General features: G+C 69.0%; 11 protein-coding genes and 1 pseudogene. 2 read left to right on the top strand and 10 right to left on the bottom strand.

The features are described 5' to 3' along the window. The 9 genes from ABSF49_RS16175 to ABSF49_RS16215 all read right to left on the bottom strand — a co-directional run. A partial coding sequence (locus ABSF49_RS16175; RefSeq protein WP_424113684.1) for an indolepyruvate ferredoxin oxidoreductase family protein occupies positions 1-2,062 on the bottom strand: 2,062 nt, incomplete at its 3' end. 124 nt (positions 2,063-2,186) lie between these two features. Next, entirely contained in the window at positions 2,187-2,627 is a 441-nt protein-coding gene (locus tag ABSF49_RS16180; protein ID WP_424113685.1) for an organic hydroperoxide resistance protein, read from the bottom strand. A 79-nt stretch (positions 2,628-2,706) separates the two neighbouring features. Then, positions 2,707-3,330 carry a L,D-transpeptidase gene (locus tag ABSF49_RS16185; RefSeq protein ID WP_424113686.1) on the bottom strand — a complete coding sequence of 208 codons (624 nt, stop codon included), beginning with the start codon at positions 3,328-3,330 and terminating at the stop codon, positions 2,707-2,709. Between the two features lie 222 nt (positions 3,331-3,552). Beyond that, positions 3,553-4,680, bottom strand: coding sequence for a GNAT family N-acetyltransferase (locus ABSF49_RS16190; RefSeq protein WP_424113687.1), 1,128 nt, complete (start codon positions 4,678-4,680; stop codon positions 3,553-3,555). Then, the gene (locus ABSF49_RS16195) at positions 4,677-6,476 is read right to left on the bottom strand and encodes a long-chain-acyl-CoA synthetase (RefSeq protein WP_424113688.1); all 1,800 of its coding nucleotides are present in this window, start codon (positions 6,474-6,476) and stop codon (positions 4,677-4,679) included. Before ABSF49_RS16195 ends, ABSF49_RS16190 begins: the two co-directional genes overlap by 4 nt. Positions 6,477-6,569: 93 nt before the next feature. After that, the gene (locus ABSF49_RS16200) at positions 6,570-7,619 is read right to left on the bottom strand and encodes a CobW family GTP-binding protein (protein WP_424113689.1); all 1,050 of its coding nucleotides are present in this window, start codon (positions 7,617-7,619) and stop codon (positions 6,570-6,572) included. Further along, positions 7,616-8,329 carry an anti-sigma factor gene (locus ABSF49_RS16205; protein WP_424113690.1) on the bottom strand — a complete coding sequence of 238 codons (714 nt, stop codon included), beginning with the start codon at positions 8,327-8,329 and terminating at the stop codon, positions 7,616-7,618. The genes ABSF49_RS16200 and ABSF49_RS16205 overlap by 4 nt, the downstream gene beginning before the upstream one ends. Then, a complete protein-coding gene (locus ABSF49_RS16210) occupies positions 8,326-8,910 on the bottom strand; it encodes a sigma-70 family RNA polymerase sigma factor (RefSeq protein ID WP_424113691.1) in 585 nt (194 codons plus the stop codon). Before ABSF49_RS16210 ends, ABSF49_RS16205 begins: the two co-directional genes overlap by 4 nt. A gap of 92 nt (positions 8,911-9,002) precedes the next feature. After that, positions 9,003-9,578, bottom strand: a complete 576-nt coding sequence (locus ABSF49_RS16215) for a fasciclin domain-containing protein (RefSeq protein WP_424113692.1) — start codon at positions 9,576-9,578, stop codon at positions 9,003-9,005. Between the two features lie 193 nt (positions 9,579-9,771). Here ABSF49_RS16215 and ABSF49_RS16220 point away from each other — a divergent pair, with 193 nt between their 5' ends. Next, positions 9,772-10,500: a cytochrome b/b6 domain-containing protein gene (locus ABSF49_RS16220; protein WP_424113693.1), complete on the top strand. Its 729-nt coding sequence runs from the start codon at positions 9,772-9,774 to the stop codon at positions 10,498-10,500. Further along, entirely contained in the window at positions 10,490-11,275 is a 786-nt protein-coding gene (locus tag ABSF49_RS16225) for a molybdopterin-dependent oxidoreductase (protein ID WP_424113694.1), read from the top strand. The genes ABSF49_RS16220 and ABSF49_RS16225 overlap by 11 nt, the downstream gene beginning before the upstream one ends. A gap of 180 nt (positions 11,276-11,455) precedes the next feature. Here ABSF49_RS16225 and ABSF49_RS16230 read toward each other — a convergent pair. After that, positions 11,456-11,664, bottom strand: a pseudogene (locus ABSF49_RS16230) (branched-chain amino acid ABC transporter substrate-binding protein); the annotation flags it as partial.

The following is an 11,664-nucleotide window of genomic DNA, read 5'->3' on the forward strand; positions in this document are numbered from 1 at the left end:
ACGGGCAAAAACCGTCGACGCAAGAAAAATCCTTGTTGCAGTTTGATTGGTCGATGACGCGCTTGCGGCCGAATTCGGTCTCCTTAGGCTGGATCGAAACGCAGTTCGACTTGACGCCGCAGTCGCCGCAGCCCTCGCACACGCGCTCGTTGATGAACGCGCGCTTATCGGGATCAGGATACTGGCCGCGCTTGCGCCGCCGACGTTTCTCAGCGGCGCAGGTCTGATCGTAGATGAGAACGGTCACGCCTTCGATCTCGCTGAGCTCGCGCTCTACGTCGAGCAATTGTTCACGCGACCTGATGGTCACCCCCGCCGGCCACGCTGTGTCGGGCGGATATTTGTAGGGCTCGTCGGTGACGACGACCACATTCTTGGCGCCGTCGGCGCTCACTTGCGCTGCGATCTGCGGGACCGTCAGCCCGCCCTCGTGGGGCTGTCCGCCGGTCATGGCGACCGCGTCATTGAACAGGATCTTGTAGGTGATGTTGGTCTTGGCGTCGATCGCCCAGCGCAGCGCCAGCGCGCCGGAATGGTTGTAGGTGCCGTCGCCGAGATTCTGGAACACATGGCGGCGGGTCGAGAAATGCGCTTCGCCGATCCAGTTGGCGCCTTCGCCGCCCATCTGGGTGAAGCCCTCGGTGGCGCGGTCCATGAACAACGCCATGAAATGGCAACCGATGCCGGCGTAGGCGCGCGCGCCTTCGGGCACCATGGTCGAGCGGTTGTGCGGACAGCCGGAGCAGAAATAGGGCGTGCGCGTCGCCGCTTCGCTTAAGCTCGCTAGAGCGGCGCGCGTCGCCTTGATCCGCGCCAACGCCGCCGCGAGCGCGGGATCGGGCGAAAGCCTCATCAGCCGCTCGCCGATCGCGACGGCGATCGTCTGCGGATCGAGCGCGCCCTTGCTCGGCAGCAGCCATTGGCCCGCCTCGTCGCGTTTGCCGACGACGACGGGCGGATGGGCGACGCCATAGAGGATTTCGCGCAATTGCGTCTCGATCAGCGCGCGCTTCTCCTCGACGACGACGATCTCGTCGAGGCCGGCGGCGAAAGCCTTCAAGCCCTCCGGCTCGACCGGCCAGACGCAGGCGAGCTTGGTGAGCCGCAGGCCGAGCGCGTCGCAGCGCGCTTCGTCGAGACCGAGCGCGTCGAGCGCCTGGCGCACGTCGAGATAGGGCTTGCCGGCGGTGACGATGCCGAGCTTCGCCGCCGCGCCGCCGGTCGTGATCAGGCGATCGAGCCGGTTGGCGGCGAGCCAGGCGACGACCGCAGGCAGCTTGTGCTCGTGCAGGCGCTCTTCCTGCGCCAGCACGCCGTCGACGCGGCGGATGGCGAGGCCGCCGGGCGGCAGCGGAAAATCCATCGGCTCGACCGGCGCGACGCGATCGAGCGAACCGTCGACCACGGCCGTCGACTCGACCGTGTCCTTGACGCATTTGAGGCCGACCCAGACGCCGGCGTAGCGGCTCAAGCCCCAGCCGAGCGCGCCGTAATCGAGGATCTCCTGCACGCCGGCGGGCGCCAGGATCGGCATCATCGCGTCGACGAAGGCGAATTCCGACTGGTGGGCGGTGGTCGAGGATTCGGCGGTGGCGTCGTCGCCCATCAGCGCCAGCACGCCGCCGCAGCGCGAGGTCCCAGCGAGATTGGCGTGGCGGAAGGCGTCGCCCGAGCGATCGACGCCCGGACCTTTGCCGTACCAGAGGCCGAACACGCCGTCGAAACGGCCTTCGCCGCGCAGCTCGGCCTGCTGCGCGCCCCAGATTGCGGTGGCCGCCAGCTCCTCGTTGAGGCCCGGCTCGAAATGGATGTCGTTGGCGGCGAACAGGGCGGCGATCTTGTAGAACTGCAGGTCGAGGCCGCCGAGCGGCGAGCCGCGATAGCCGGAAACGAATCCGCCGGTGTTCAGGCCGGCGCGGCGGTCGCGCGCCTTCTGCGACAACAGCAGGCGCACAATCGCTTGCGCGCCGCTGAGCAGCACGCGCGACTTATCGAGGTCGAAGCGATCGGCGAGCGTCGCCCCGGCCAGTGGCTCGGCGGCGGCGCGCGCTCTGTCGTCCATGGCCGGCCTCCCGATTCGCTTCGAGCCCGACGGAGCCTAGCAGCGCCGGTCGCGGCCTCGACGATGAATCTGCGGGTCCGGCGGCGAAAACGCAAGGCGCCGCCGGCGGGCGGCGCGTTCGGCGTCAGGCGCCGACGACGGTGAAATTCACCGCAACGTTGCCGCGGGTGGCGTGCGAATAGGGGCAGATCTGCTCGTGCGCCTCATGCACGAACGCCTCGAGCTCGGCCTGCGGCAGGCTCGAATCCTCGATCTTGAGATCGACGACCAGGCCGAAGCCGCCGCCCTCACGCGGGCCGATGCCGACCGTGCAGCTCGTCTTCGCCTTGGTCGCGTCCTTCTTGTGGCTCTTGGCGACGAAATCGAGCGCGCCGCCGAAGCAGGCGGCGTAGCCGGCGGCGAACAGGTGCTCAGGGGTCGCCGTGTTCGGCTTGCCCGGACCGCCCATCGACTTCGGCACCGAGAGGTCGACGCTGACGATCTTGTCGGTCGTCTCCGAATGGCCATTGCGGCCGCCGGTGGAGGCGGCAGTGACGGTGGCGAGGGTCTTGACGGGAACGATCATCGGCGAGCTTCCTCTCAAAAATGAACAACCCCCGAGAACATCTCGGGGGTCTTCATATAGGCGCTGAATTGTGGCGTGATTACTTGACGACGACTGGCGTGCCGACGTGGACGCGGCCGTAGAGGTCGATGACGTCGAGATCGCGCATGCGGATGCAACCCGACGAAACCCCCTGACCGATCTCTTCCGGCTCGTTGGTGCCGTGGATGCGGTAGAGCGTGTCGCGGGGGCCCTGATAGAGATAGAGCGCGCGCGCGCCGAGCGGGTTGTCATAGGCGCCGGCGAGCGGGCCGTGCTTGAGATAGACCTTGAATTCCGGCCACCGATCCATGATCGAGGCGGTCGGCATCCATTGCGGCCATTCGGTCATGTGGCCGACGGTCGCGCGGCCAGTCCAGCCGTAGGCTTCGGCGCCGGTGGCGACCTTGTACTGGATCGCCTGCTTGCCCGGCAGCACGAAGTAGAGGTTGTGCTGGGTGGTGTCGACGACGATCGTGCCCGGCGCTTCGCCGGTCGGATCGGCAATCCGGTTGCGGACGATCGGGATCGACCACTCTTCCGGCGGCGCAAGGGCCATCATCGCCTTGTCGTGCGGGTTGAGATGCGTTTCGAGCGTCGCGGTTTGCGTGTCCATGGGGGAGCAGCCGCTGAGCATCGCGCCCGCCGCCAGCACCGCCGCGATCAGAAATCCCTTGCCGATCATGTGTCCGCCCGCCGCCTGAAATTCACAATCCGGAAACTATAATGCGAAGTCGTTTATCGACTCTTTCCCCCTAGACACCGACTGTTTACGCGAACCGCCTCGCTCGCGCCACCCTTTCGTCAGCTGGGGGCCGCATTTTCTTACTGGTGTGTCTTACGGGACGGCGATGACGCAGATAATACAAACCCTTGTGAGGGCGTCCGGCGGACCCCAGGCGCCCGCCTAGCGCGTCGTCGCATCGGCGAGGCGGCGCGCCCGGCGTTTCAGCCGTTCGATCCCGTGGGCGACGGCCGTGGCGAGGGCGAAGGCGGCCCCCCCGCCGGGCGCAAGCGACAGGGCGAGGTCGACAAGCTCGATCCGATCGCGCCAGGTGCGATCGATCATCGGATGGTCGGCGACCGCGCAGGAATCGACCAGCGACAGGCTCGGATCGCGCTCCAGCCGACGCGACAGGTCGAGGGTCGCCTGCACGCCGGGCGAATAGGCGGCGAAACGCTCGTCATAGGCGGTCTTCCAGTAGAAGGCGCGGTTCCCTGCCCGCAGCACCGCGGCGGCGGCGATCAGCTCGTCCTTGAGGGCCAGGGAATAGACCTCGAGGGCGCCGCGCGCGGCGAAGCGCGCCATCGTTTCGCGAGCGAAGGCGGCGCGTTCGGCGTGGGCGTCGAGCGCCGACCGGCGCGCGCCCTTCCAGCCGCTATTCTCCACGGCGAGGAATCCCTCGATCGCCGCCGCGTCTGCGCCGACGCGCGATTCCAGGGCGCCAAGCTCCTCCAGGCGCCGCCGCTGGCGCGCCCATTCCTTGCGCCGTCGCTTGTCGAGCCGCGCCTCGAAGCTCGCTTTCGCGCCGACGACGAGGGCCGCGCGCCGGCGCGCGTGAGCGGCCTTCAAGCTCAGCGCGCGGCGCGCGGCGAGCGCGGCCGCGGCGGCGGCGACGGGCCCGTCGACGGTCGAGAAAGGCAGGCGCAGCCCGGCGAGACTTGGCGCCCGGGCGCGAAGCGCGTCGATGATCGCCGCCAGCGCCTCGCTCGCCGCGTCCCGGTCGAGCAGGATCGCCGGCAGCGCCGCCTGCTCGCTGCGCCACAGGCTCGCCAGGCCGAACGGCAGGCGCGGCGGCGCAATGGCGGCGAGGCCGATCAGCGCGTCGCGGTTCGCGTCGCGCCAGACGAGCAGCGTGCGGACGCGCGCGTTCGCCAGCCGCTGCAAAGCGGGAATGAGAAAATCGGGCTCGGCGAAGGCGTTGGGTTCGCCGGCGCGCGCGGCGAGGTCGCGCCAGGCGCCTTCGAAGCGCGGCAGGTCGCGGCGGTCGACCGCCTCGACAAGAGCCGTAGCGCCGTCCGCCGCGTCAGTCACAACGGGATCGCTCCCGCCTTGGCCGCTGCGACGAAATCGGCGTCGACCCGCGTATAGAGTCCGGCGCGGCGGTCGTCGAAATAGACCGGGTCGCCACAGCGCTCGGGGTCGAATCCTTGCGCGACCAGTTCGACCTTGCGCGGCCTGAAGGTGCCGGTGAGGTCGAGTTTCGGCCGGAAGCGCAGGAACAGCGGCCGCGCATAGGCCGGTAGGCGCTCCGCGATCTCGGCGTGCAGCCCGGCGAGATCGAATTCGGCGACGTTGTCGACCACCAAAGCCGCCATGCCGGCGCGGCCGTCGTGGCCCGGCGCGACGACGCCGTAGACGGTCGCCTCGAGCACGCCGGGGAAGGCGGAGATCGTTTCGGCGACCTCGGTCGTCGATACGTTCTCGCCTTTCCAGCGAAAGGTGTCGCCGATGCGGTCGACGAAATAATAATAGCCGCGCGCGTCGCGCTTCAGCAGGTCGCCGGTGCGAAACCACGCGTCGCCGGGCTTGAAGACGTCGCGCAGGATCTTCGCCCGCGTCGCCGCGGGGTCGCAATAGCCGTCGAATTTCGCCGCCGGCTTGCCGGGATCGTCGCTGATCTCGCCGAGCAACTCGCCGGGCTCGTCGACGCCGCATTCGAGACAATGGCCCTCAGCGTCGCGCTTCTCGACATTGCCGTCGACGTCGAAGGCGACGGTGCGGATCGGGAAGCGCCTCGCCGCCCAGAACGGCAGCCGACCGACCGCGCCGGGATGGGAATCGAAGTTGAACAGGGCGACGTTGCCTTCGGTGGCGGCGTAGAACTCCAGCACATGGGGAATGGCGAAGCGCGCCTGGAACGCGGCGAAGATGTCCGGCCGCAATCCGTTGCCGACCGCCATGCGGATGCGATGGCCGCGATCGCTTTCGCCCGGCGGCGTGTTTTGCAGGTAGCGGCACAGTTCGCCGACATAGATGAACATCGTGCAGTCACGCCGGGTCGCGTCGTTCCAGAACTCGTGGGCCGAGAATCGCTCGCGAATGTAGCATGAGCCGCCGGCGGTCAGCGCGATTCCGACCGCGATCACCCCGCCGTTGCTGTGATACATCGGCAGGCAATTGTAGATGCGGTCGTCGCCGCGCGCATCGGCGGCGGCGGCGAACCCATACATGATGCGCAGGGCGCGCGAGTGGGTGATGCGCGCCGCCTTCGGCAGGCCGGTGGTGCCGGACGTGTAGATAAACAGCGCCGGGTCCTCGATCGTCAGCGGCGGACGCTCGTCGGCCGCGAGCGGCTCGGCGGAGAAGCCTTCAACCTGCAGATCGACGCGTGTCTGGCCGCTCGCCGCCGCGCCATGGGCGAAGACCGGCACGGGCGCCTCGAGCTTGGCGAGGCCGGTGGCGAATTGCGCCAGGAAATGCGCTTCGACGATCGCCGCCTTGGCGCCGACGATGGCGAGCGAGTGGGCGAGCGAGGGGCCGGCGAGATTGGTGTTGATCAGCGCCGTCGTTACGCCGGCGCGCGCCATGCCGAGCCAGATCGCGACATATTCCGGACGGTTGGCCATCATCAGGCAGATCGCGTCGCCCTTGCCGAGCCCCTGCGCGCGGGCCCAGCGCGCGTAGCGGCTGGCGCGCGCGTCGAGCTGGCGGTAGGTGAACGTCTCCGTCTCGCTGAGCAGCGCCGGCTTGTCGCCGTAGGTCTTGGCCCAGCGTTCGAGATAATCGCCGAGCGTCAGATTGCGGTTTTCGGCGATCTGCCGCGTGCGCTTGAGCGCGCGCAGGATGCCCCCGGCGTAGGCGATCTCGCTCTTCAGTTGCGCCAGCATGCGGACGCTCGCTCCCCGTATCGTTCTTCCCTTTGGCTTGGTTCATGGTTGAACCAGGTCGAATTGACAAGCGCCGGCGCGCCGCCGCGCGCCTTACGCCAGCAAGCCGCCGCGTTTCGGCGCCAGCGGATTGTCGGTTAGCGCGGCGAGATCGGGCGTGTCGATCTGCGGCGCGCCGGTCAGCGCCGCCCACAGAGCCTCGATCCGGGCGGGCGCGACGCCGTCGGCGATGACGACGAGGCGGCTCAGCCGTTCCCCGTCCGGCCAGGCGGAGAGGATGCGCGGCGCGTGGAAGACATGCTGCGCGCCGTGGATCAGCAGCGGCCGGTCGGGATTGTCGGCGAGGCCGATCAGGCCCTTCACCCGCAACAGGCGCGGCCCGAGCAACTCGCTGAGCAGGTCGAGGAAGCGTCCGAGCGCCGGCGGCTGGATCAGCGCTTCGCTGACGAAGACGTGGCTCTGCACCGAAGCGGCGTGGACGAGCGGCGGCGCGTCGTCGAGCCGGCGCAAGGCCAGCGGCTCGGCCAGGAAGGCGGCGGCGTCGAGTTCGCCCGCCGCGACGTCGAGGATCGGCGCGACCGGATTGAGCGCGCTGAGCGCCGCGCGCACGGCGGCGAGCCCGACGGAGCGCGCGTCGGCGGCGACGAGATCGCTCTTGGCGAGGCCGATGCGGTCGGCGAGCGCCGCCTGCCGCTGCGCTTCGCCGTGCGCGGCGAGCGTCGCCTCGCCGTTGACGGCGTCGATGAGCGTCGTCACCCCGGCGACGCGGAAGCGCGCCGCCAGCCGCGGGTCGGCGGCGAGCGCGAACAGGATCGGCGCCGGATCGGCGAGGCCGGTCGTCTCGAGGATGACGCGCGCGAACGGCGCGATCGTCCCGGCGTCGCGCCGGTCGAGCAAGGCGTTGAGGCGGTCGACCAGGTCGCCGCGCAACGTGCAGCACAAGCAGCCGGAATTGAGCGAAATGACTTCGCCCTCGACCGCCTCGAACAGCAGATGGTCGAGGCCGATCTCGCCCCATTCGTTGACGATCACCAGCGCGTCGGCGAGCGCCGCGTTGCTGAGCAGGCGGTTGATCAGGCTGGTCTTGCCGGCGCCGAGGAAGCCGGTGACGATATGGAGCGGAATGGGCTCGCGCGCGCTCATGGCTCGACCGGAACGAGTTTGCCGACGAACACCGGCGGCCCGGACGGCTTGCCGTCGGGCGAACCGCCTTCCGGCTCGACCGTCACCGCATAGGTCGCGTCCTCGACGACGGCGCGGTCGAAAGCCGCGAGGCGCGCGCCGCGCGTCACCGAGGCGGCGTCGATGACGCCGAGCGAGCGCGGCGCGCCGAGCTTCGGCTCGATGATCCACAGCTCGTAGGACTTGCCGGCCTGCGGCGGCGCCGCGACGGGACGCACCGACAGCTCGCCCGTGGCGAGATTGATCGAGGCGACGAAGGCCGGCGAATCGGCGCTCTTCTGCAGGATCGCGACGAATTCCGTCGGCGCGTTCGTGCGCGTCGCCTCGCGCGCGATAAAGCCGATCGCCAGCGCCGCCGCGATTCCGGTTGCGCCGATCGCCGCCGCGCGCCAGCGCGACAGGCGCCTCTGCAGCGCCGCGACGCCGTCGGCGGCTGGCGGCGGCGCGGCGGCGCGGATGCGCGCTTCGATCGCCGACAGGAAGTCACTGGGCGGCGCGATCGGCGGCGTCGCCTCGGCGAGCGGCGAAAGGCGCGCCTCCCAGGCGCGGATCGCCGCGTCGAGCTCCGGCTCGCGCCGCCGCCGCGCGGCAAACGTCGCGCGCTCGCTTGGCTCGAGCGTGCCGAGGGCGAACTCGGCGGCGGCGAAATCGTCGTCCGGCGAGAGGGTCATGACTCCAGACAATCCCGCAATTGCATCAGGCTGCGGCGCAGCCAGGTCTTGATCGTCGCCGTCGGCGCGCCGAACCGCCGCGCCAGCGCGTCGCGGCTGAAGCCGCGATAATAGGCGAGCAGCACCGCTTCGCGCTTGTCGGCGTCGAGGGCGCCGAGGCAGGCGAGCAGCGCGGCGAGCCGCTCCGAGCGCGCCCGACCCGCCAGCGGATCGACCGTCTCGGCGGCGGGCTCGAACCCTTCCGGCATCTCTTCAAGCGACGTCGGACGGATGCGCCGCACTTCGTCGAGCGCGCGGTTGCGGGCGATGGTCGCCATCCAGGCGAGCGGCGATCCCTTGGCGAGGTCGAATTCACCCGCCTTTTCCCAGATCCGCACATAAGCCTCCTGCAGCGCCTCGCCGCTGGCGTCGCCGCGGGTCAGGATGCGCGCGACGACGCCGTAGAGAACCGCGTGGGTCGCGCGATAGAGCGTCGCAAAGGCCGCGGCGTCGCGCGCCGCAACGCGACCGAGCAGCTGGGCGAGATCGTCGCCCGCCGCCGCGGAATCCGTCGCCTTGGGCGTCTCTTCTGCGGTGGACATCGCGCAAATCTAGGACGCGCTCGCGTGGGAAGCAAAACGGGCGTCCCAAGGGACGCCCGCTCGCCGCTCGAACATGAGCTCGCGACCCATCCTCAGCCGGGAATCAGCACCTTGTCGATGACGTGGATGACGCCGTTCGACTGTAGCACGTCGGGGATGGTGATGCGCGCGACGTCGCCCTTGGCGTCGGAGACCGTCAGCGCCGATTTGCCCATCCGCGCGAAGGTCAGGTCTTCGCCCTGCACGGTCTTGAGCGTCAGCTTGCCGCCCATTTCGTCGATCTTGCCGGCGATGTCGGCCGCGGTCATGTGGCCGGGCACGACATGATAGGTGAGGATCGCCGTCAACTTGTCCTTGTTCTCCGGCTTCAGCAGCGTTTCGACCGTGCCCTTGGGCAGCGCGGCGAACGCTTCGTTGGTCGGCGCGAAGACCGTGAACGGGCCGGGGCCTTCGAGCGTGTCGACCAGGCCGGCGGCTTTCACCGCGGCGACCAGGGTGGTGTGGTCCTTCGAGTTGACCGCGTTCTCGACGATGTTCTTGGTCGGATACATCGGCGCGCCGCCGACCATCACCGTCATGGCGGCGTAGACCGGGGCGATCGCCAGCGGGGCGGCGACGGCGAGGCCGGCGGCGAGCGCGATCGCGCCGAGCGAGATTTTGGAATGCATGTTGGTCTCCGTGTCCTTGGGCCCGAAGGCCTTCCTTGGTCGTCCCTTCGAACGGGACGTGAGGAGATACGGGCCGCCCTCGCCGAGGTTTCAGCCCCGGCGAAAGAAATCTTCGCCCGCCGCCGGCGTGAAACTTTCTCGAGCCCGCTCCGTAGAGACCTGGAGCGCGCTCGCGCGCGCGGGAGACTCGATCATGTCTGCAGCCGAACGCGCCTTCCGCCCCGGCGCCCAACGGGTCGTCCTGCGCCATTCCGCGCTGACGCGGATCTGTCACGGGATCAACGCGGTCTGTTTCTTCGCCCTGCTGATGAGCGGACTGCAGATCTTCAACGCCCATCCGACGCTCAATTTCGGCCAGACGACCGATTTCGCCCGGCCATTGCTGTCGCTGGCGCCAGACGGGTTCCCGTCGTGGGCGACGCTGCCCGAGGCGCAGGATCTCGCTGTCGGCCGCCGCTGGCACTTCTTCTTCGCCTGGGCGCTGGCGCTCAACGGCGCGGTCTATCTCGCCGACCTGCTGCTGCGCGGCCGTATCCGCCGCCTGTGGCCGAGCGCAAGCGATCTGAAGAGCATCCCCCGCGCGATCATGGAACACGCGCGGCTGCGTTTTCCCAAGGGCGACGAGTCGCTGCGCTACAATGTGCTGCAGAAGCTCGCCTATCTCGCCGCGATCGCCGCCTTTCCGCTGCTGATCCTCGCCGGCCTGACGATGTCGCCGGCGATCGACGCGGCCTTTCCCTGGCTGGTCGATGCGTTCGGCGGCCGGCAGTCGGCGCGCGCCGTGCATTTCCTGCTGGCGAGCTTCCTGGTCGCCTTCGTCGCCATCCATCTGGCGATGATTGTCCTCTCAGGCCCAATCAACAACATCGTGTCGATGATCACCGGCCACTATCGGATCGAGGAGGAAGGCCATGACGCGTGAGACGAAGCTCACTCGCCGCGAAACGTTGCTGAAGCTGATCGCCGGCGGCGGCGCGCTGTCGCTTGCCGGCTGCGGGCTCGACGCGCGCTCTCCCGCCGCGCTCGCCGTGCTCGAAAAGGCCGAGACGCTGACCCGTCTCGCCCAACGCGCGCTGCTCGCGCCGCGCGAGGCGCTGGCGCGCGAATATCGGCCGCAGGACATTTCGTCCTATTTCCGCCCCAACGGCTCGACCGCGCCCGACGACGCCGATTACCAGGACGCGGCCGCCAACGGCTTCGCCGACTGGCGGCTCGAGGTCGGCGGCCTGGTCGACAACCCGCTGAAGCTGTCGCTCGCCGACTTGCGCGCGTTTGCCCCGCGCACGCAGATCACCCGCCACGATTGCGTCGAAGGCTGGAGCTGCATCGCGCAATGGAAAGGCGCGCGGCTCGCGAGCGTGCTGGCGGCGGCGCGGCCGAAGCCTGCGGCGCGCTTTATCGCCCTGTTCTGCGCCGACACGCTCGAACAGTCGCTCGACGGCAATGGCCGCTATTACGAGACGATCGATCTCGTCGACGCCGCGCATCCGCAGACGATCCTGGCCTATGAGATGAACGGCGCGCCGCTGCCGGTCGAGCACGGCGCGCCGCTGAGGCTCAGGGTCGAGCGCCAGCTCGGCTACAAGATGGCGAAATACGTGATGCGCATCGAGGCGATCGACGGCTTCGCCGCGCTCGGCCGCGGTCGCGGCGGGTTCTGGGAGGATCGCGGCTACGAGTGGTACGCCGGAATCTAGCGTCGCCCGCGGTCGTGGGTCAGTTTGAACGATTGTTTTGCGCCGATTGCGGCCAGCCCCAGCCGTGGATGCTTTGCTCGAAAGCGGATGCCCGGCCACCGCGGCCGCCAAGAAAGAAGCCCGCCGGGTCGCGACGGGCTTCGATGTCTTGAACCTGACCCTTGAGCGGGCGGGTTGCGATTACATCTGGTGGTAGGTGAGCTTGCCGTCCGCGTTCTTCGCCCAGACGTACCAGACGAAGTCCATTGAGGTTCGGTCGCCCTTCTTGTCGTAGGAGATGTCGCCGAGCACGGTCTTGAACGCCATGCCCGAGTGCATGACGTCGGCGACCTTGTGCGGGTCGGTCGAGTTGGCCTTCTCGATCGCCTGCTTGATGATCTGCATCGCGG

It is taken from the genome of Roseiarcus sp., assembly GCF_049514155.1.
Lineage (GTDB): Bacteria > Pseudomonadota > Alphaproteobacteria > Rhizobiales > Beijerinckiaceae > Roseiarcus.